Below are 19,399 nucleotides of genomic sequence, written 5' to 3'. Positions count from 1 at the left end.
CAAAAGCAACAGTAGACAGAACCGATGAGACGTTGAATAGCTGAAAATCTCGCGTTTTTATCCAGAAGTCTTCACATCACCCCGGCGGCAGCAAGCCGAGTCACCCCGGCGGTAGCAAGCCGAGCTGCGCAGCCCGAACACCGACCTGGAACCGAGTGGTGACATCGAGCCGAACCATGAGGTCAGCCACATACCTGCGATAGGTACGCAACGAAACATCCAACTGCCGAGCAGCCACCTCATCCTTCAGCCCCCGATTGAGCGCATCGAGAACCGCCAGCGACTTGTCGTCGAATTCCGGACTACCGAACCCCGGCCGGGTGGACAGGTGGTCGGCGGATTCCCATGTCCTGGTGGCGAATTGATGGATCGCGCCGACCAGCGCCGGTCCGCGAACCATCACCATGTAGGGATGCGCGGCGCCCGCCCCGCTCCACAGAATGGCCGCATGCCGGTCGATAATGAAGGTGTTGTGAAAGTCGTGGCTGGACACCCGGATCTTCGGGCTCAGCGACGAATCCTCCAGCAGCGGACGGCGATCGCGCGAATCCAGGAAATCCGGCGAGTACAGCAGCCGAACCTGCTTCCCCTCGGCCAGCAGCCCGCGAATCACCGTATGCCCCAGCGAATAATGCCGCTCCTGCCGCACCGGACTGGAAACGGCGACCACCGCCTCGCTCCGAACTCGCCGCAGCAAATGCTTCACATCGCTTCCGAGGTCCTTGCTCGGGTGCAGCCGGACAATGCCGGGAGCAATCGCATCATCCTTCCGCATACCCCCATCATCTGCGGTACCGCAGCATTTGACCAGTCTTGACAGCTCCCTGCCAGCTATTTGTCCGAAGCAGCGGTCACGGAGGGCCGGTCGCGCGCCGCCGTCACCGGCGATCTCGGCGGTGGTTCCTTATGAGTGGCGGACCGGCGTGGGTGCCGCTAAGGTCGGTCCGTCCCGCTGCCATTGGGGGCCGTGGGAGATCTTTTGGGGGTTTGGGCCGTATGGCTTTTCGTAAGTCAACAATTCAGAAGCAGCTGGCCAAGAAGTTGGTCGAGTTCGCGCCGCAGGGTGAGCAGTTGCAGCTCACTTTTCAGGCGATCACCGGGCCGAGCCCGTGGGTGGATGATCTGCCCTTCGTGCGGTTCGTGATGCTGTTCCTGCGCAAGTACTACTTCGTGGCGCTGACGCAGACATCGGTCGTCATTGTCGAGGCCAGCAAATGGACGGGGCGCCCGTCGAAGTTCGTATGCGCCGAGCACTTCGGCAATGCGCAGTTCACCGAGATGCAGATCAATTCGATCTGGTCGAAGGTGTACTACCGCATGCCGAATACCGCCGCACCGGAGCGCCTGAACGTGCACCGCCGCTGGCGCACCGAGCTGGACCAGCTGGTGTCGCGTCTCCCCCAGCGCCTGGCCGCCTGAAAACGGCGGCGTGAGCCGCACGTAAACGAACTGGGCCGCAACCGTTTCCGGTTGCGGCCCAGTTCATCTCCTGCGGTCGATCAGGCGGTGACCGCCGCCTTCTCGCGCTGGAGTTCCAGGGCGATATCGATGAGCTGATCCTCCTGGCCGCCGACCAGCTTGCGCTTGCCGGCGCGCACCAGCATCTCCGCGGCGGAGACGCCGTAGCGCTCGGCCTGCCGCTCGGCATGGCGCAGGAAGCTGGAGTACACGCCCGCGTAGCCCATCATCAGGGCCTGGCGATCGAGCAGGCATTCGGACGGCATGACCGGGCGCACAACATCTTCCGCGGCATCGGTGACGGCGAAGAAGTCGACGCCGGTCTTGACGCCGAGCTTGTCGCAGACGCCGATGAACGCCTCGACGGGCAGGTTGCCCGCGCCCGCGCCGAAGCGGCGCGCGCTGCCGTCGATCTGGGTGGCGCCGGCCCGCACCGCGTACACGGAGTTGGCGACGGCCAGGCCCAGGTTCTCGTGGCCGTGGAAACCGACCTGCGCGTCATCACCGAGCTCGGCGACCAGCGCCGAGACCCGGTCCGAAACCTGTTCCAGCACAAGGGCACCGGCGGAGTCGACGACATACACGCACTGGCAGCCCGCATCGGCCATGATGCGCGCCTGCTTGGCGAGCAGTTCCGGCGTGGTGCTGTGCGCCATCATGAGGAAACCGACGGTCTCCAGGCCCAGATCCCGCGCGTAGCCGAAGTGCTGGATGGACACATCCGCTTCGGTGCAGTGGGTGGCGATGCGGCAGATGGACGCACCGTTGTCCTGCGAGATCTTGATGTCCTCCTTGATGCCCACACCGGGCAGCATGAGGAAGGCGATCTTGGCCTGCTTGGCGGTCTCCGCGGCGGCCTTGATCAGTTCCTGCTCAGGCGTTTTGGAGAATCCGTAGTTGAACGAGGAACCGGCGAGACCGTCGCCGTGGGTCACCTCGATGACCGGAACGCCGGAGGCATCGAGGGCGCCGACGATATTGCGCACGTCCTCGACGGTGAACTGGTGACGCTTGTGATGCGAGCCGTCCCGCAGCGAGGTGTCGGTGACGCGCACATCGAGTTCGCCCGAGAAGGGCTTCAGCACATTGTTCATGATCGAATCTCCTTACACCCGAGCCGAAATGATCTGATCGGCGATGACATCGCCGACGCGAGTGGCCGCAGCCGTCATGATGTCCAGGTTGCCGGCGTACGGCGGCAGGAAGTCGCCCGCGCCCTCGACCTCGACGAAGATCGAAACCTTCGCCAGGCCACCGGAAACCAGTGACGGCTCGTCGTACTGCGGCTCGTTGAGCAGACGGTAGCCGGGCACGTACTCCTGGATCGCCTTCTCCATGTCGTGGATGGAGGCGGTGATGGCGTCGCGGTCCGCATCCTCCGGGATGGCGCAGAAGATGGTGTCGCGCATGATCATCGGCGGCTCGGCGGGGTTCAGGATGATGATGGCCTTGCCGCGCTGCGCTCCACCGATGGTCTCGACACCTTTGGAGGTGGTCTTGGTGAATTCGTCGATGTTCGCGCGGGTTCCAGGACCGGCCGACACCGAGGAGACCGACGCGACGATCTCGGCATAAGCCACCGGGACGACCCGCGACACTGCCGCTACCATCGGAATCGTCGCCTGACCACCACAGGTGATCATGTTGACGTTCGGTGCGTCCCGCAGCGAATCGAGGTTCACCGGCGGAATGACCGCCGGGCCGACGGCAGCGGGGGTGAGGTCCACGGCGCGAATGCCCGCCGCCTCGTACTTCGGCGCGTACGCGCGGTGCACGTACGCCGAGGTGGCCTCGAACAGGATGTCCGGCTTCTCATCAAGGGCGAGAAGCCAATCCGCGCCTTCGGCGGAGGTCTCCAGACCCAGTCCGCGAGCCCGCTTGAGGCCCTCGGAATCCGGGTCGATACCGATCATCCAGCGCGGTTCGATCTTGTCCGAACGCAACAGCTTGTACAGCAGATCGGTGCTGATATTGCCGGACCCGACGATCGCGGCGGTGACTTTGCTTGCAGTCACGGCATACTCCTACTCGGTTAGCTCAGTGTCAGCTGAAACGCAGACGTACAGAACCGAGTCCGGCGAACTCGGCAGTGAAGTCGTCGCCCGGGCGGGCGTCGATGGCGCGGGTGCAGGAACCGGGCAGCACGATGTCGCCCTTCTTCAGGCGGACCCCGAACGAGGCGACCTTGCGGGCCAGCCACGCGACGCCGATGGTGGGATCACCGAGCACGGCATCGGAGCGACCTTCGGCCACAACCTCGCCATTGCGGGTGAGGACGGCGTCGATCTTCTTGATATCCAGCTCGTTCGGCGCGACGCGCTCCTTACCGAGCACCCAGCCGGCGGAGGAGGCATTGTCGGCGATGGTGTCGCACAGCCCGATCTTCCAGTCCTTGATGCGGGTGTCGATGAGTTCAATGGAGGGCGCGTACGCGACTGTGGCGTTCAGCACATCCTCCTCGGTGCAATCCTCGCCGGGCAGGTCGGCGCCGAGCACGAATCCGACCTCCACCTCGACCCGCGGGTACAGGAACTTGGAGGTGTCGACGGGGACGTCCTCGAAGACCTCCATCTCGGCGAGCAGGTGGCCGTAATCGGGTTCGTCCACGCCCATCATCTGCTGCATGGCGGCCGAGGAGAGACCCACCTTGTGGCCGATGATTCGGGCTCCGGCCGAGGTCCGCCGCCGGATATTCGCCAGCTGGATCTCATAGGCGTCGACCACGTCGATGTCCGGATAACGCGCGACCAGTGGGTCGAGCGGAATGCGATCCCGCTCTGCCAGGGCGAGCTCTTCTGCCAGTTCACTCCGTAGCGCGTCGGTCAGCACGCTGTGTTCCTTCCATCGGGGGGCCAGCCGGTGGCCGTGCAGTTACGAGACTAGAAACTGAAACGAGTTTTTGTGAAGAACATCGCCTCAGCAGTCCCATCTGCCAGACCAACATAGACCAAACCAGGATTGATTCTATAACGTGTTCTACATGACTGATCGGGATTACGACGTGGTGGTGGTCGGCAGCGGTGCCGCCGGTATGACCGCCGCCCTCACCGCCGCACACCGCGGTCTGCGCGTGGTGCTCATCGAGAAGGCCGCGCATTTCGGTGGTTCTACCGCCCGCTCCGGCGGTGGCGTGTGGATCCCCGGCAACAAGGCGCTCAAGGCTTCGGGCCGTCCGGACGACCGCGAGGAAGCCCGGACCTACCTGCACAGCATCATCGGAGATGTGGTGCCGGCCGACAAGATCGACACCTACATCGACCGCGGCGCAGAGGCTTTCGACTTCGTACTGGACAACTCGCCACTGAAGATGAAGTGGGTACCGGGCTACTCCGACTACTACCCGGAGGCACCGGGCGGCAAGTCCGACGGCCGCTCCTGCGAACCCAAGCCCTTCAATACCAAGAAACTCGGCGCCGAACGCTTCAACCTGGAACCCCCCTACTCCAAGGCTCCGCTGAATGTGGTGATCCTGCAGGCCGACTACAAGAAGATCAACCTGCTGCGCCGCCACCCGATCGGCATGGTCACCGTGCTGCGCGTCGGCACCCGCTGGGCGTGGGGCAAGGTCACCGGCAAGGCGCTCGTGGGCATGGGCCAGGCGATCATCGCGGGCATGCGCAAGGGCCTGCTCGACGCGAATGTGCCTGTGCTGCTGAACACTCCGCTCACCGGGCTGGTCATCGAGGACGGTGTGGTCACCGGCGTCGAGGCCGAGCAGAACGGCGAGACCGTGCGCTTCAACGCCAAGTACGGCGTGATCCTGGGTGCGGGCGGCTTCGAGCACAACGCGGATATGCGGCACAAGTACCAGCGTGAACCCATCACCACCGAGTGGACCACGGGTGCGGCCGCCAATACCGGCGACGCGATCCGCGCGGGCATCGACGCGGGCGCGGCCATCGACTTCATGGAAGACGCGTGGTGGGGTCCGACGACGCTCAAGGGTGCGGGCAAGCCGTGGTTCGCGCTGGCGGAGCGCAATCTGCCCGGATGCATCATCGTCAACAACGACGGCAAGCGATTCGGTAATGAGTCCGCTCCTTACGTCGAGGCTGTGCACACCATGTACGGCGGCAAATACGGGCAGGGTGAAGGCCCCGGCGAGAACGTGCCCTCATGGCTGGTTTTCGATCAGCGCTACCGGAGTCGATACATCTTCGCTGGTCTGCAGCCCGGTCAGCGTTTTCCGTCCCGCTGGATGGAAAACGACAACATCGTCGTGGCGCCGACCTTGGCGGAGCTCGCCGCGAAGATGAACGTGCCCGCCGAGACCCTCGGCTCGACCGTCGAACGCTTCAACGGCTTCGTCGCGAGCGGCAAGGACGAGGACTTCGGCCGCGGCGACAGCGCCTACGACCGGTACTACGGCGATCCGACCATCAAGCCGAACCCGTGCCTGAACAAGCTCGAGGTCGGCCCGTTCTACGCGGTGCGCATGGTCCCCGGCGACCTCGGCACCAAGGGCGGTCTGGTCACCGATAACGACGGCCGCGTGCTTCGCGAGGACGGCACCGTCATCGAGGGTCTCTACGCCGCGGGCAATACCTCGTCCCCGGTCATGGGCCACACCTACGCGGGCCCCGGCGCCACCATCGGACCCGCGATCACCTTCGGCTACCTGGCCGCCCTGAATATCGCCGCCAAGGCGAAGTCGGGCGCACCCGTGTCAGCCGACCAGGCGTCCTGAACCGTCCCAACCCGGTTCAGGACCGGGTTGGGCGCGAGTCCGGGTCACGTCGAGCCCGCGCCCAACCCTCCTTCGTACAACTACACAATCGCGAAATCGCACCCTGCACAGCAGGTTCGCCCCCACGAGCAGCCGCTCCGACCGGCGAATCCCGCCGAGCGGGCGTGTTGCTTGCGGGCCCGCGGTCAACGCCGCAGGATCGGACCCGAGTGGGTCCGCGGCCCGCGGACGATCGCACCGGCGGTTGCTCCCGGCGGGACTCGTCACGGCGTCGCGCGCGCCGAGCGGTGGCCGGTCGATACGGCCGGCGCGGCACAACGGTCGTCCGTGGGTGAGCGCCCACTGATCTCACGAGGAGAGAACTTCATGCCCATCGATCCGAATATCGCTCTCGGCGCGGTACTTCCGTCCGTCGATTTCAGCTGGACGCCGTCCGATGTGCAGCTGTACAACCTGGCGCTGGGCGCGGGCGGGCGCTGGACCGACGCGGCCGAACTTCGCTATGTGGATGACCGGAATCCGCAGGTGTTGCCGTCCTTCGCGACCGTCGCACCGTTTTTCCACGAGACCGAGCCGCCGCAGGTGAAGTTCCCCGGCGTCGAGATCGACCTGGCCAAGGTTGTGCACGGCAGCCAGGAGATCGTGGTGCACCGGCCGATTCCGGCCTCGGGCAAGGCGGTTTTCGAGCGTCGCATCAGCGAGATCTGGGACAAGGGTTCCGCCGCGGTGATCTGGCAGGAGCACACCGCCACCAGCTCGGACGGTGAATTGCTGTGGACCGCGCGCTCTTCCATCTTCGCCAAGGGCGAGGGCGGCTTCGGCGGCGACCGCGGCCCCAGCGCCAAGACCGAACTCCCGGACCGCGCACCGGATTTCGATGTGCTGACCCCGACCCTGCCGCAGCAGGCGCTGCTCTACCGCATGTGCGGTGACCGCAACCCGCTGCACTCGGACCCGGAATTCGCCCGTAATGCCGGATTCCCCAACCCGATCCTGCACGGCCTCTGCACCTACGGCCTCGTCCTCAAAACCGCCACCGACACCGTGCTGGCCTCGGATGCCGCCCGTGTCACCGGATTCCGCGCCCGATTCGCCGGAGTTCTCTACCCCGGCGAGACCCTCCGCACCCGCATCTGGCAGACCGGCAGCGAACTCCTCATCGCCGCAACGGTCGTCGAGCGCGACGACGCCCCCGTCCTCGCCGACGTAGTCCTCACCCACACCGCATAAATCGCCCGAAACGACCCCAAAACGGCAGAGCCGCGACCGAATTCGGTCGCGGCTCTTCGCGTTCAGCGGTCAATCACCGACCGCATCTGTCCGCCGGCCCCGCACGTGGTTGTCGCCCGAATGTTCCGGACGTCAGCCGGCACGGGATACGCGGCCGCGGTTCTCGCGGGCGAATTGTCCGGGGGATTGGCCGTTCCAGGCTCGGAAGGCGGCGGTGAAGGCGGAGACGCTGGCGTAGCCGAGGCGGACTGCGGCTTGTTCGACCGTTAGTCCCGTTATGAGAAGTTCTTCGGCCAGGAGGCCGATGGTTTCGGTGGTCAGTTCGCGAAAAGTGGTGCCCTCGTCCGCCAATCGGCGGCGCAGGGTGCGCACGCTGAGGTCCAGGGCGGCGGCGATGCGGGATTGGTCGGCGACACCGCCGCGGCTGATCAGCAGCTGGCGGACCCGGCCGCTGATGCCCACCCGGCTGCGGCGGCGCTGCACGAGGTCGGCGCACTGCTGCTCGTAGAAGCGGGCGGTGGCCGTATTCGCCTGCGGCAGTTGCAGACTCTGGATATCGGCCGGGCCGGTCACCACCGAGCGGGCGGCATTGAAGACGACCTCCTCGACACCGAGCATGGCGCCGAACATCTCGTAGACCGGATGCGGCGGGAAGGCCACGGCGACCCGGGTGATGGGCGGGCGCATGGGCAGCACGTCCTGCTGAATCGTCCAGATCGCCGCCACATCCCGCTCCACCGCGAAGCGGCGCACATCGCGCGGCACGCCGCTGTCGTCGCGCACGATGGAGACATCCGAGCCGTCGATGACCAGGTGATGCCTTGCGACAGTGAAGGAAAGGTCGGCATAGCGCAGTGCCAGGCCGACCGCATCGCGCACGGTCGGGCAACTCATCAGCGCGAATCCGAGCACGCCGAGGCTGGGCGGATGGCACAGCAGCCCCGCCATCAGGCCCATGCCCGGTTCGTCGCCCACTCCGGCCACCACATTGCGCATCAGGGCCAACTCCTGGCCGAGCGCGATCTCGGCGGTCGAATCGGCCAGGTCGGCTTCCCGGATACCCGTGCCGCGCAACAGGGCAGGCGTGGCGACGCCCCGCCCGGTGGCGAACTCAACCAGGAGTGCCGCACTGGTGATGGAACGCAACTGCGCCTGGCCGTCGGTCACAGTAAAAGCTTCGCAAACTCCCGGCCGCTTAGGACCGGAACCGGCCGGTAAGTTGCTGTTATAGGCCGAAATTCGGCTGTTTCTGACCTATGAAGTACTGGAACAAGTAACGCCTCCGGGCTTATGGTGAATATCTAGCGAACTACACCCGATAGCGAACGATGAACTGGAGAAGGTGAACCAATGGCCGGCTGGCAGGTGTTCACAGCCACCCTGGCAATGCTCACGATCATGGCCGTAACGGTCGCGAGCCTGCATCAACCACATCGAGATCCGGACAGATTGTCGGTGGAACGGATCCGCGAGCGAATCAGCAACGAGCACATCGCATCCGCCGATTCCCCCCTGCTCACCTCCGCCTGGTCCCACGGAGTACCCGACCATCAGCTCGATGTGCAGGAGGCGCACCGCGCCATGCAGCAACATCGCCGCTGCCCGGTGACCGAATGTGCCCGCAAGGCAGCGGCATTCCGCGCCCTCATCGACGCCGGACGCATCAAGCCGACACGTATGCCACCCGCCCTGCAATAGCGACCGCCGCCGATGCCCGAAAGCGGCTAGCTGCTGGGCCTTTCGTCCACGAGTCCCCGAATGATCATGGCGTACAGCAGGATCACTGCGATCGGCGCCACGATCGGGATCCAGGACAGACCCGCGGGCAGCAGGGTCGCGGCCCCTGCGGCAATAGTGAAGACGAGGGCGCCCGCCACCGAGGGGACGGTAGTGGGCACCACTCCCACCGGCGCGGATACGGTCGCCGTATTCAGCAGGTAGGTCGTGGCGACCAGCCCGATCGCCCCTGCGGCCAGCGCGCCGGTATCGGTGAATGCCAGCGTGGCGAGCGCGATCAGTACCGCGCCCACCGCGCTGACCCGCCATCGCCAGCCGCCCACCGCGAAGATCAGCACCGGTAGGGCGGCCCACGGCTGCACCAGGCCAACGGCCAGTGTCAACAGCAGGCCGGACAGTACGGCGAGAAATCTGGTCATCGGCGCACTCGCACAGCGCGACGCCGATGTTCGGGCAGCAGGCGCATGATCTGGTCCAGCCGGGCATCTTCCGGCCAGGGCACGATATCGACGCCGACGGTGCCCATATCGCGGTACATGGAGGTGCGCTCCAGCTGCCACATGCGAGCCAGGGTGGATTCCAGGCCGCCGGCGAACGGCGGTCCGCGCAGCACATCCACCACCACCACAACATGCCCGCGCTTGCGGAGATCGATGAGCGACAAGGCGAATTCGGTATCCAGCAGGGTGGAGAAGGCGACCACCACCGCACCGATCGGAACGGCCGCATGAGGGGCGAGCGTTCCGGAGGTCTCGATGTGCTCATCACCGACATCGAGCACCGTGTCGACAATGCGGTAGAACTGGCGGCGGCCGATATCGGGTCGCAGCCAGCGCGGTGAACGGCCCAGGCACACAACGGCTGTGCGGTCACCCGCCTGTAGCGCCGACTGCGCCACCTGCGCCGCGCCGCGCACGGACAGTTCCAGCGAGTCCGAGGCCGGTCCCGGCGCCTGCATCGAAGTGTCCACCAGCACAACCACATCCGCGGCGCGATTGGTGAAACGCTCGGTCACGAACAGTCGCCCGCGACGGGCGCTCACCGCCCAGTTCACCGTGCGCAGTTGATCGCCGGGCGCATACGCGCGCACATCGGCGAATTCCACGCCGGGACCGTGCCGGCGGGTCAGGTGGGTCCCGATGCGCTCGGGAAGTTCGGTGCGCGGCAATTCCATTCGCTGCGGATCGGCGATCGGGTAGACGAACACCTCACCGGCGGGCAACTGCACCGAGGCCACCGACAAGCCCGCCGGACTCAGCGCGGTGATCCGCAACGGCACCGGATACCGGCCCCAGCGCGGTGCGGACAGCGCCAATCGCATCCCCGCGGGCGCGGCGCCCGAATCGAACGCCTCTTCAACCCGCACCTCCATGCCCTTGATCTGCTGCGCATGCATGCGCAGCAGGGCATGTCCGCTCTCCACGAACGCGGCCGCCGTCAGCACCACCTCTTCGGTCTCGAAGCAGCGCAGCACATCGACCCCGTCGACCTGAATCCTGGTGCGCGACTGCTGCAGCGGCGCGGTCGCCAGCACGCCGAGCATGGGCGCGGCGAACACCGCCAGCTGCCAATGCCCCAGCACGATCGCCAGCACCAGGGCCGGTGCGGACACCGCGGCCAGCATGAAGACCAACGGCGCCGGCCGCCACCGCAATTCGGTCTCCGAAGCCGTACTCAGATCACGGTGCTTCATACGCACCCCCGGTCCGCTGACCGAGCGTGTATGCAATTCGCGAGGTGTCCTCCGACTGTCCACCTCGTGGGGTGCTCACACGCGCGCTTGCGTCGGCGTCCGGCCACTTACCTCGCGGAGTGCTCGGATCCACCGCTTGCGCAGTAGGTTTCGCTGGGTTTGTCATGTGCGCCTCATGCGGTGCTCACGCCGGGGTCGCGCGCGGGACCGGGAGGCGGCGCAGGAGTTCGGCGATGACGTCCTCGCCGCGGATGCGGCGGACCCACATTTCGGGGCGGAGCGTGATGCGGTGTGCCATGGCGGGCAGGGCCAGGGCCTTCACATCCTCGGGGACCACATAGTCGCGGCCGTTGAGCAGCGCACGGGCCCGGGCCATCTGGACCAGATCGAGTTCCGCGCGCGGGCTGGCGCCCACTTCCACCTGGGGGTGGCTGCGGGTGGCGGAGGCCAGGGAGACCACGTAGCCGACCACATCCGGGTGCACGGTGACGAATTCGACGGCCTGGCGCATTTCCAGCAGGCCCTCGGCATCCACCACCTGCGCGATCTGGGCGGGCTGCGTGCCACGCTCCAGGCGGCGGCGGATCATCTGCATCTCATCGCTCTCGGAGAGGTAGCCGAGGCGCAATTGCATGGCGAAACGGTCGAGCTGGGCTTCGGGCAGCGGATAGGTGCCCTCGTACTCGATCGGATTGTCGGTGGCCATGACGATGAAAGGCTGTGGCAGCAGGAAAGTTTCACCGTCGATCGAGACCTGCCCCTCCCCCATCGCCTCCAGCAGTGCGGCCTGCGTCTTGGGCGGGGTGCGGTTGATCTCGTCGGCCAGCAGCATATTGGTGAACACCGGGCCGCGGCGGAAACTGAAACGGCCAGAATGCATGTCGTAGATCGTCGCGCCGATGAGATCCGCGGGCAGCAGATCGGGGGTGAACTGCACACGGGTGAAGTTCAGCCCGAACGCGGCCGCGAAGGATCGGGCGATGAGCGTCTTGCCCAGCCCCGGCAGGTCCTCGATGAGGATGTGGCCGCCGGCGAGCACCGCAATCATGATCAGCTGCAGCTCGTCTCGCTTGCCGACCACCACCCGGGACATTTCCCGCAGTACGGCATCGGTGCGTTTGATGGTCACGTCCATCGGTGAAGTCATGTCAGTACTCGCATCTCAAACCTGTTCACATGTTCTGGAGGCGGCGCAGGATCTCGTCCAGCGCCGGTCGGCCGGGCGCCGGATTGGTCTGATCGCGCAGCGCCGAATTGGCGGGATCCACCCACCGCCACAGCTCGGGACCGAACTGTAGCTGTCCGGCCGCCTCGTGGGCACGCCGGTTCTTGGCCATCCGATGGCCGCTGTTGCTCTCGAACTCCTTGGCCAGCAAGGGTCGCAGATGGCGGTCCCAGTCGGCGCGGGTGCCCTCAGCGCGATCGGCGAGCATCTGGGCGCGTGCCTGCCAGCGCTGCAGCATTTCGGCTGGGCCATTGTCGATCTCGTGATCGTCCGGACCGGTGGGGCGGCGGCGGCGCGCACGTTCCAGCAGCGACCAGACCAGCAGGCCCAGTGCGCCGGCCACCGGAATGCCGGCAATCGGCAGCAGGGTGTCCCGCTCGTGATTCAAGGCGATGAGTTCGAACAGACCCGCCAGGATCAACCCGATCACCACGATCGCAGCCCGGTTCATGATGCTTCCGCCTGTCCCTGCAGATCAGCCAAAACGATGCGCAGCAGCTGCTCGGCCCGCATGCGCTGCCACTCCAGCATGGAGTGCGGGCTGAACCGCGCCTCCTCGAAGAGCGCCACCAGTTCCCGCGCCGAGGCATCGTGCAGGAAGCCGCGGTCGAAGGCGCGCGCCAGCACCTCCGACGGGGTGTCCGAGGCCAGCGGGGCCACCTCCCGCGCCTGCGCCAGACCGCGTTCCATGGCGACATAGCAGGCGATGATGGCGGTACGCGGATCCTGACCGGGCGCGATCATGGCGGCCAGGCCCATTTCCGCGACCTTGGCCAGTGAGACCGCCTCGATCGGCGTACTCGCCGCGTGCCCTGCGGCTTTCGCCACCGGACCGCGATTGGAACTGACCGCGACCACCACCAGCCCGGTCATGGCGACCAGTACCAGCACCACCGCGCCGATCGCGACCAGCAGCAGCGCGGTACCGCTCAGCGCGGGCGTGGATATCGAGTCCTGCGGCGGCGCAACGTTCTCGACCGGCTGCGCCGCACCGGTACTCGGGGTCTGCGTGGTCATCGTCGTCTCCGGTGCGTTCTTGTGCCCCGGCCCGACCAGGTATATCGACGCAACCGCGGTGAGCAGCAGTGCCACCGCCGCCAGCCCGACCAGCACCAGCAGCGCGAGCTTGCTCAGCCCGGTACCGCGCCGGTCCGTCTCGCGCTCCGGCTCCGGCATGGCCAGCGGCAGCCGATGCTGGCTATTGACCACGCCCGCAGCCAGAATCACCACCGACACCAGCAGCAGCACCGGCATGAGCGCCAGCGTGACCGCCGACGGCGTCCCCGGTGAGGACGGTCCCCCCGTGCCGGGTATGTACCCGCGCAGGGCGACCACGGCCAGCACCAGCAGAGCGATCAACCCGATCGCCCGTGATGCCAGCGTCCCCACCCCAGTCACACATGCTCCCAACCAGAGTCCTGCAAATCAGGCACATAGTTACATGCCAGTAGGTCCGGTTGGGGAGGAATCGCAAACACCGATTACATGCAGTTCCGGCATATATTCGCCCGAAAGCCACCCCGCACGCGACCTGCACACCCCCATGCTCACAGACAATCCGTGCCAGGCACAGACCGACTTCAGCGAAACGCGGTCCCTCGCCACCCCCCGCGCGCCGCGGGCCGCCGAGCCCACGTCATCGCACCACACAGCAGAGCGCCGGGGTCTCGCCTTCGGGCCACAGTGCCGCCCGGTGGGCCACACTCATCTTGCGCCACAAGCTGCCGGGCCCTCGCCGTCCGGAACCACGCGAGCTGCCGGGCGCTCGTCATCCCGGCACGCTTTGGCCGGGATCCGCATCGGCAGCGACACAGCCGGGCACGTGGACCCCACCCGCCAATTGTGCTCAGGCGGTGCGGCGGACTCGGGCGCGGAGGCGGTTGAGGGGGGAATCTGCCAGGGCGGCAGGGGCTTCGGGGAGGCGGCGGGGCTGGCGGATCGGGGCGGCGGGGCGCAGCGGCTCCGGGTGGGAGGTCGCGGTGCGGGATTCGACGAGGCGGCCCATGGCTCGGAAGTCCCACCCGGCGGCGAGCCAGGGTTCGGGGTCGAGGGTGTTGCGGGTGTCGATGAGGGTGCGGCCGCGGGCGACGGTACGCAGGAAATTCGGGTCCAGGTCGCGGAATTCGCGCCATTCGGTGAGGTGCAGGACCACGTCCGCCTCGTGCAGGGCGGCGGCCGCGGTGGCGGCGTAGACGAGCTGGGGAGCTACGGCGCGGGCGGTGGCGGTGGCGGCCGGGTCGAAGGCGGTGACTTCCACACCCGCGGCCTGCAGGCGGATGGCCACATCCAGCGCCGGGGAGTCGCGGACATCGTCGGACAGCGGCTTGAAGGCGATGCCGAGAATGCCGACGCGCCGGGAACCGCTGGCACGCAACAGTTCCAGGGTCTCGCGGACCACGCGCTCGCGGCGGCGCAGGTTGATGGTGTCGATATCGCGCAGGAAGTCCACGGATTCGCCCGCACCCAGTTCGGTGGCACGGGCAATGAGCGCGCGGACATCCTTGGGCAGACAGCCGCCGCCGTAACCCAGTCCGGCGCCGAGGAATTTGCGGCCGATACGGTCGTCGTGGCCGAGGGCATCGGCCAGTAGCGTCACATCCGCGCCGGTGAGCTCACACAGCTCGGCCATCGCATTGATGAACGAGATCTTGGTCGCCAGAAAGGCATTCGCGGAGACCTTGATCAATTCCGCGGTGGGGAGATTCGTGATCACCACCGGCGAACCGGCGGCGATCGGCGTCGCATAGACCTGGCGCAGCGCCCATTCCGCATCCGGTGTGGTCACACCGAAGACCAGTCGATTGGGGCTCAAGGTGTCGTGCACCGCGTGACCTTCGCGCAGGAATTCCGGATTCCAGGCCAGATCCACCGAAATTCCCGGCGGCGCGAGTTCGGCGATGCGCGCCATCAGCGCCTCGGCGGTACCGACCGGAACCGTCGACTTGCCGACGATCAGGCAATTGCGAGTCAGATGCGGGACCAGCCCGTCGAGGGCGGCGTACAGCTGGGACAGATCGGCCGCGCCGCTGGGCCCGGCCGGCGTTCCCACACAGAGGAAATGGACATCGGCGAAGCGGGCGGCGGCCACCAGCGAGGTGCCGAACCGCAGCCGCCCCTTGGCGACGTGCCCGGCCAGCAGCTCGGGCAGCCCGGGCTCGTGGAACGGCACCCGACCGGCCGACAGCGCATCCGCCTTGGCCGGATTGTTGTCCACACCGAGCACTTCGAAGCCGAGCTCGGCCATGCCCGCGGCATGTGTGGCACCGAGGTAGCCGGTACCGATCACGGAGATGCGCAGCATCAGGAGGCCTCCTTGGAGAGCGGGCTGCGGAGGTCACCATCGACCGGCAGTCGGCGGCGTTCCGCGATCACTTCGCGGTAGTGGCGGACGAGCAGGTTGTTCACTGCGATCCAGGAGCGGTCCTGCACACTGCGCTGGGCAATCTCAGCGGTCTGGGCGCGCAGTTGCGGATCGTCGATCAGGCGGCGCACGAAGTCGACGAGCGCCTCGGCATTGCCGGGGGGATAAAGGAATCCGGCGCCCGGCGTGACCACATCGATCGGGCCGCCGGACTTCGGGGCTACCACCGGAACACCGGAGGCCATCGCCTCCTGCGCTGCCTGGCAATAGGTTTCGTGACGGCCGGTGTGCACGAAGACATCCAGCGAGGCATAGGCCGCGGCCAGCTCCGCACCGTGCAGCACACCGAGGAAGGCCGCGCCCGGCAGCAGCTTCCGGAGCCGCTTCTCCTCCGGACCACCGCCGACGATGACCAGCCGGACCCCGGGCAGCGGGCGCAGATGCGCGAGCAGCTCGAGTTCCTTCTCCGGGGCGAGCCGGCCGATATAGCCGATCAGCAATTCACCGTTGGGGGCCAAGCGCTTTCGCAACTCCTCCGAGCGGCGGTGCGGATCGAACTGGTCCAGATCCACGCCGCGCGGCCAGCGCGCCAGTCCGGGAATGCCCATCAGTTCCAGCTGCCGCAGGCTGGCTGTCGACGGTGCGAGGGTGCGATCCACCTGAAGATGAATGCGCCGGGTGAGCGCGACCATGGTGCGCACCCCGCCCGGCAGGTCGTAGCGCTCGGCGAAACCGATCAGGTCGGTCTGATAGATGGCCACGGTCGGCACATCCAGCTCCGCCGCCACCTTGGCTGCCTGATAGCCGAGCGTCGCCGGGGAGGCGATATGCACGACGTCCGGCTCGAATTCGCGCATGATCTTGCGCAGGCGGCGGCGCGTTTCCAGGCCGATCCGGAAGTCCCGGTAGAACGGCAGGCGCGCACCGCGCACCACGTGCACCCGGAATCCGGCGTACTTCGCCGGACCGGTCGGAGCCACCAGTACGGCCTCGTGGCCCTTGGACGCCAGATGATCCAGTACCCGCCGCACCGAGTTGGTGACGCCGTTGACCTGGGGAAGGAAGGATTCGGCGACCACCAGCACGCGCAGTCGACCGCCGGGGATACTCGGGTGCCGGGGTGCGGAACCCCTGGCCTGCTCGCGGATTCGCATCGGTCCCCTCCGGTTCGGTGCTGCCTCCTGAAAGCACGGTAAGAAAGCGCTCGCAACGTCAGCCCCCCTCCGCGTTGACGGCACGTGAATCGTTTGCGTCGATCAAGTCGGCCAGTTCACCCGGACGTCGCCGCCCCTTCTTGCTGCCGTTCTACGGACAGTTCACCGAGGCGGCTCAGGGTTCGAAACAAGTCCGGAACACGGGCGATCTCAGCGCCCAGCTCAGTGGGCGGCACAGCCGCGTAGAGGGAGAGTTCCAGGTCCGCGTCATAGAGGACGTCGACCAGATACACCAGCCGCATCACCCAATCAGGCTCGACGGTGTCCAGCGGCGGCACCTCGCACAGCGTCCAGCGGTGGAACCTCCCGGCGAGCTCGAGGATGTCGGCCGCTGAGATCGGAATGCCGCACAGTTCCGCGAAATCCACTGTCAGATCGCCATTTTCAGCCTTCCGGGCCTGCATCAGACGGTGCGCGACGGGCACCTCGGCCACACCGCGGGTCTCGCACACGCCGACCGTGTAGCGCCCCGCAGCGAATCCGGTGTGCCGCCCGCCGAGACTCCGATAATCCTGCGGCCCGTTCACCGACAGCACGTCGAGATGTTCGAGAATCCGCGCGATGGTCGGCACGAATATGGAGTGCGTCAAGGGATTCGGCAATAGTTCTTGCGGTGGATAGTTTGAAGTCACCACGAGGGTGATGCGGCGGGAAAACAGGGTGTCGAGCAATCGCGCGACCAACCGGGCGTCGCCCGCATCGTGCACATGGAATTCGTCGAAACACAGCAGTTCCGCGTCACCGAGCAGCGCGTCCGCCGCGGCGTCGATACCGCCGTATTCATGGATGCCCGCATTCAGGCGGGCGAAGAAGCTGTGGAAGTGGAAGCGCCGCTTGCGGCCGGAAGGCACCGCGGCGAAGAAACGGTCCATCAGCATGGTCTTGCCGCGTCCCGGCCCGCCGCACAGATACAGTCCGCGCGGCCGCCGCCACCGCCTGCCCAGTCGCCCGGCGATCCCGGCCAACTGATCGGCGGCCCGCTGCTGATCGTGATCGAGCGCGATTTCCGGAGTCTGCACGACGCCCTCCCCCATCCTCTGCATCCATAGAGTGCCTCTACATTTGTAGAGTCTTCTTGGGCCGAGAAATAGCGAAGGTGATCACTTGCACAGGCAGTGCGCGCTACTGCCCGAGCGTCAGAATTGCTGCGTGATATGCAGATCCGGCCACGGCGGGCGCTTGAACACCGCCATTGTCGCGAGCGTGGCGGCTACGAATCCGGTCAGCACCCCGATCGCGGCGGCCACGAATCCGGCCTGCGCCCCGAGGACCTCGACCCGGCCGGCATCGACCGCCGGCTCCCACTTCACCTCGCCGCCGTGCACCACGAACACCCCCATCGGCCGCGGCCCCCGGCGGAAGAACCCCCCGGTCCCCAGCACCGTGATGATGGTGGACCCATCCGCTGTCTCGTGCGGCTCCCCGTAGATCAGCGAGCTGTCCACCGCCGGTAGCTCTTTCAATCGATCCTGCAGCATGGCCGGGCCCCTTCCACCATCGATTTCCCCCAACCTACGCTCAGCGGGCAAGTTGCAGCCAGAGAGTCGCGATAGCCGGGGCCATGTACATCACGGGGTACACGGTCGTCTTGTACGAGTGCGCCCGAATGGTGGTGGCAACCGCACCGGCGAAATACAGAATCACCCCGATAGCCGCCGCAACCCCGATCGCCGGAACGAAGAACCCCACCAGCAACCCCACCGCCCCAGCCGCCTTGGCCGTCCCCAGCCAAGTCCACCAGGACCGCGGAACCCCATACTCCACAAGGGGTTCCGTCACAAAGGCCTGATCCGTGAAGATCGAATAGGCCGAAAATCCGACCCACAGCGCAGTAACAATTCCGACGATGTAGTAAGCGGTGTTCATTGGAATCCGTTTCCTTTCAGAGGGTTTCAACCGTTCTGCCTAGGTGACGGAGTAGCGCCTCGGGGTGTGACATCACCGCCGGGAATTCTTTCGGTGGCATCAGCCACCCATCCGCGGCGCGGGCCGCACCGAATCCCGTCCAAGCAGTATTGCTGATTTCACAGTCGGAGACATATCGTGAGACATATGAAGACGATGATCGACCTGAACGACGAGGCGCTGGCGCTCGCAGCCAAAGAACTCGGAACGACAACCAAGAAGGACACGGTCAACGCTGCGCTGGAATTCGTCGCGCAACGCCGGCGGCGCATCGACCAGGTCCTCAATGATCCGTACGGAATCGGGCTGGGCCCCGATATCGACGATCCCGAGGTGATGGGCGGCGCGCGCCGTTGACCGAAACCACTCCCCTGCGGCTACATCTCATCGACACCTCGGCCGCCGCCCGAATCCGCCATGAGCCCGTACGCCATGTACTGACCGGCCTCATCGCCGACCGCGCCGCCGCCACCTGCGTCACAGTGGACCTCGAAGCGGGCTACTCAGGCCGCAATCTCGCTGACGTCCAGAACATCGCGCAACGCCGCCAGGCGCTGTATGTGAACCTGGCGGTCAACGAGTCCATCGCTGACCGCGCCCGCGAAGTGCAGCTGCTGATGGCCAGACACGGCCACCACCGCGCTGCCGGCATTGTCGACCTCCTGACAGCCGCAGTCGCCGAATACCACGGCGCCGTACTGGTTCACTACGACGCTGATTTCGAACACATCGCCACCGTCACCCGGCAACCACATATCTGGGTCGTTCCACAGGGCAGCATCGACTGACCTGCCGGGAGTTTCGGATTAACGGTGGATCCGGTCTCGGTGTGGGTTAGTTTCCGGTTGGGTGGATCCGGCCTTCGAAGGTGATCGCGAAGGCGTTGAGC

The 19,399-nt window shown here is 66.4% G+C and carries 21 protein-coding genes; 6 read left to right on the top strand and 15 right to left on the bottom strand.

Translation table 11 applies throughout. The annotated features are described in order from the left end of the window. Positions 1-100 precede the first annotated feature (100 nt). Complete coding sequence (locus ABZX86_RS15330) at positions 101-775, bottom strand: hypothetical protein (protein ID WP_355123901.1); 675 nt, start codon at positions 773-775, stop codon at positions 101-103. Positions 776-996: 221 nt separating this feature from the next. Here ABZX86_RS15330 and ABZX86_RS15325 point away from each other — a divergent pair, with 221 nt between their 5' ends. Next, positions 997-1,419 carry a hypothetical protein gene (locus ABZX86_RS15325; protein WP_327143403.1) on the top strand — a complete coding sequence of 141 codons (423 nt, stop codon included), beginning with the start codon at positions 997-999 and terminating at the stop codon, positions 1,417-1,419. A gap of 80 nt (positions 1,420-1,499) precedes the next feature. Here ABZX86_RS15325 and dmpG read toward each other — a convergent pair whose 3' ends face one another. From dmpG to ABZX86_RS15310, 3 genes are read right to left on the bottom strand one after another with little or no spacing between them, the layout of a single operon-like run. Further along, positions 1,500-2,552, bottom strand: a complete 1,053-nt coding sequence (gene dmpG / locus ABZX86_RS15320; protein WP_327143402.1) for a 4-hydroxy-2-oxovalerate aldolase — start codon at positions 2,550-2,552, stop codon at positions 1,500-1,502. Between the two features lie 12 nt (positions 2,553-2,564). Beyond that, positions 2,565-3,473 (bottom strand): acetaldehyde dehydrogenase (acetylating), encoded by a 909-nt coding sequence (locus ABZX86_RS15315; protein WP_355123898.1) that lies wholly within the window; start codon positions 3,471-3,473, stop codon positions 2,565-2,567. A gap of 28 nt (positions 3,474-3,501) precedes the next feature. Next, on the bottom strand, positions 3,502-4,287 hold the full coding sequence (locus tag ABZX86_RS15310) for a 2-keto-4-pentenoate hydratase (RefSeq protein ID WP_327143400.1): 786 nt from the start codon (positions 4,285-4,287) through the stop codon (positions 3,502-3,504). 142 nt (positions 4,288-4,429) lie between these two features. On the opposite strand from ABZX86_RS15310, the gene kstD reads away from it, so the two are divergent. Both kstD and ABZX86_RS15300 read left to right on the top strand, forming a co-directional pair. Further along, complete coding sequence (kstD, locus tag ABZX86_RS15305) at positions 4,430-6,145, top strand: 3-oxosteroid 1-dehydrogenase (RefSeq protein WP_355123895.1); 1,716 nt, start codon at positions 4,430-4,432, stop codon at positions 6,143-6,145. Between the two features lie 366 nt (positions 6,146-6,511). Then, positions 6,512-7,375, top strand: a complete 864-nt coding sequence (locus ABZX86_RS15300) for a MaoC/PaaZ C-terminal domain-containing protein (protein WP_355123893.1) — start codon at positions 6,512-6,514, stop codon at positions 7,373-7,375. A gap of 132 nt (positions 7,376-7,507) precedes the next feature. Here the strand turns inward: ABZX86_RS15300 and ABZX86_RS15295 are convergent, their stop codons facing one another. Then, on the bottom strand, positions 7,508-8,542 hold the full coding sequence (locus ABZX86_RS15295; protein ID WP_355123891.1) for an AraC family transcriptional regulator: 1,035 nt from the start codon (positions 8,540-8,542) through the stop codon (positions 7,508-7,510). A 183-nt stretch (positions 8,543-8,725) separates the two neighbouring features. On the opposite strand from ABZX86_RS15295, the gene ABZX86_RS15290 reads away from it, so the two are divergent. Continuing rightward, positions 8,726-9,073 (top strand): hypothetical protein, encoded by a 348-nt coding sequence (locus ABZX86_RS15290; RefSeq protein ID WP_355123889.1) that lies wholly within the window; start codon positions 8,726-8,728, stop codon positions 9,071-9,073. A 26-nt stretch (positions 9,074-9,099) separates the two neighbouring features. Here the strand turns inward: ABZX86_RS15290 and ABZX86_RS15285 are convergent, their stop codons facing one another. The 10 genes from ABZX86_RS15285 to ABZX86_RS15240 all read right to left on the bottom strand — a co-directional run bounded on the left by ABZX86_RS15285 (position 9,100) and on the right by ABZX86_RS15240 (position 18,471). Then, positions 9,100-9,531 carry a hypothetical protein gene (locus ABZX86_RS15285; RefSeq protein ID WP_355123887.1) on the bottom strand — a complete coding sequence of 144 codons (432 nt, stop codon included), beginning with the start codon at positions 9,529-9,531 and terminating at the stop codon, positions 9,100-9,102. Further along, entirely contained in the window at positions 9,528-10,805 is a 1,278-nt protein-coding gene (locus ABZX86_RS15280) for a DUF58 domain-containing protein (RefSeq protein ID WP_355123885.1), read from the bottom strand. Before ABZX86_RS15280 ends, ABZX86_RS15285 begins: the two co-directional genes overlap by 4 nt. A gap of 184 nt (positions 10,806-10,989) precedes the next feature. After that, positions 10,990-11,952: a MoxR family ATPase gene (locus ABZX86_RS15275; protein ID WP_327143393.1), complete on the bottom strand. Its 963-nt coding sequence runs from the start codon at positions 11,950-11,952 to the stop codon at positions 10,990-10,992. 25 nt (positions 11,953-11,977) lie between these two features. Further along, positions 11,978-12,481: a hypothetical protein gene (locus ABZX86_RS15270; protein ID WP_355123883.1), complete on the bottom strand. Its 504-nt coding sequence runs from the start codon at positions 12,479-12,481 to the stop codon at positions 11,978-11,980. Next, on the bottom strand, positions 12,478-13,428 hold the full coding sequence (locus tag ABZX86_RS15265; protein WP_355123881.1) for a DUF4129 domain-containing protein: 951 nt from the start codon (positions 13,426-13,428) through the stop codon (positions 12,478-12,480). Before ABZX86_RS15265 ends, ABZX86_RS15270 begins: the two co-directional genes overlap by 4 nt. 448 nt (positions 13,429-13,876) lie before the next feature. Then, positions 13,877-15,328 (bottom strand): UDP-glucose/GDP-mannose dehydrogenase family protein, encoded by a 1,452-nt coding sequence (locus ABZX86_RS15260; protein WP_355124820.1) that lies wholly within the window; start codon positions 15,326-15,328, stop codon positions 13,877-13,879. A gap of 2 nt (positions 15,329-15,330) precedes the next feature. Then, positions 15,331-16,545: a glycosyltransferase family 1 protein gene (locus ABZX86_RS15255; RefSeq protein ID WP_355123879.1), complete on the bottom strand. Its 1,215-nt coding sequence runs from the start codon at positions 16,543-16,545 to the stop codon at positions 15,331-15,333. A gap of 116 nt (positions 16,546-16,661) precedes the next feature. Then, positions 16,662-17,639, bottom strand: a complete 978-nt coding sequence (gene zapE / locus ABZX86_RS15250) for a cell division protein ZapE (protein WP_355123877.1) — start codon at positions 17,637-17,639, stop codon at positions 16,662-16,664. Between the two features lie 102 nt (positions 17,640-17,741). Then, the gene (locus ABZX86_RS15245) at positions 17,742-18,083 is read right to left on the bottom strand and encodes a hypothetical protein (RefSeq protein WP_355123875.1); all 342 of its coding nucleotides are present in this window, start codon (positions 18,081-18,083) and stop codon (positions 17,742-17,744) included. A gap of 40 nt (positions 18,084-18,123) precedes the next feature. Continuing rightward, a complete protein-coding gene (locus tag ABZX86_RS15240) occupies positions 18,124-18,471 on the bottom strand; it encodes a DoxX family protein (RefSeq protein WP_327143388.1) in 348 nt (115 codons plus the stop codon). A 186-nt stretch (positions 18,472-18,657) separates the two neighbouring features. On the opposite strand from ABZX86_RS15240, the gene ABZX86_RS15235 reads away from it, so the two are divergent. Further along, positions 18,658-18,867, top strand: a complete 210-nt coding sequence (locus tag ABZX86_RS15235) for a type II toxin-antitoxin system VapB family antitoxin (RefSeq protein ID WP_355123873.1) — start codon at positions 18,658-18,660, stop codon at positions 18,865-18,867. Beyond that, the gene (locus tag ABZX86_RS15230; RefSeq protein WP_355123871.1) at positions 18,864-19,298 is read left to right on the top strand and encodes a PIN domain-containing protein; all 435 of its coding nucleotides are present in this window, start codon (positions 18,864-18,866) and stop codon (positions 19,296-19,298) included. The genes ABZX86_RS15235 and ABZX86_RS15230 overlap by 4 nt, the downstream gene beginning before the upstream one ends. Positions 19,299-19,399: the final 101 nt, after the last annotated feature.

The organism is Nocardia sp. NPDC006630, assembly GCF_040611495.1.
GTDB lineage: Bacteria > Actinomycetota > Actinomycetes > Mycobacteriales > Mycobacteriaceae > Nocardia.
Note: the sequence above shows the minus strand (reverse complement) of the source record. Positions and strands in the feature narration are given on the sequence as shown.

Excerpts from the sequence above, each read along its gene's own strand:
- ABZX86_RS15330 (WP_355123901.1), bottom strand. The coding sequence starts at position 775 with ATGCGGAAGGATGATGCGATTGCTCCCGGCATTGTCCGGCTGCACCCG.
- ABZX86_RS15325 (WP_327143403.1), top strand. The coding sequence starts at position 997 with ATGGCTTTTCGTAAGTCAACAATTCAGAAGCAGCTGGCCAAGAAGTTG.
- dmpG (WP_327143402.1), bottom strand. The coding sequence starts at position 2,552 with ATGAACAATGTGCTGAAGCCCTTCTCGGGCGAACTCGATGTGCGCGTC.
- ABZX86_RS15300 (WP_355123893.1), top strand. The coding sequence starts at position 6,512 with ATGCCCATCGATCCGAATATCGCTCTCGGCGCGGTACTTCCGTCCGTC.
- ABZX86_RS15290 (WP_355123889.1), top strand. The coding sequence starts at position 8,726 with ATGGCCGGCTGGCAGGTGTTCACAGCCACCCTGGCAATGCTCACGATC.
- ABZX86_RS15285 (WP_355123887.1), bottom strand. The coding sequence starts at position 9,531 with ATGACCAGATTTCTCGCCGTACTGTCCGGCCTGCTGTTGACACTGGCC.
- ABZX86_RS15280 (WP_355123885.1), bottom strand. The coding sequence starts at position 10,805 with ATGAAGCACCGTGATCTGAGTACGGCTTCGGAGACCGAATTGCGGTGG.
- ABZX86_RS15275 (WP_327143393.1), bottom strand. The coding sequence starts at position 11,952 with ATGACTTCACCGATGGACGTGACCATCAAACGCACCGATGCCGTACTG.
- ABZX86_RS15270 (WP_355123883.1), bottom strand. The coding sequence starts at position 12,481 with ATGAACCGGGCTGCGATCGTGGTGATCGGGTTGATCCTGGCGGGTCTG.
- ABZX86_RS15255 (WP_355123879.1), bottom strand. The coding sequence starts at position 16,545 with ATGCGAATCCGCGAGCAGGCCAGGGGTTCCGCACCCCGGCACCCGAGT.
- zapE (WP_355123877.1), bottom strand. The coding sequence starts at position 17,639 with ATGGGGGAGGGCGTCGTGCAGACTCCGGAAATCGCGCTCGATCACGAT.
- ABZX86_RS15245 (WP_355123875.1), bottom strand. The coding sequence starts at position 18,083 with ATGCTGCAGGATCGATTGAAAGAGCTACCGGCGGTGGACAGCTCGCTG.
- ABZX86_RS15240 (WP_327143388.1), bottom strand. The coding sequence starts at position 18,471 with ATGAACACCGCTTACTACATCGTCGGAATTGTTACTGCGCTGTGGGTC.
- ABZX86_RS15235 (WP_355123873.1), top strand. The coding sequence starts at position 18,658 with ATGAAGACGATGATCGACCTGAACGACGAGGCGCTGGCGCTCGCAGCC.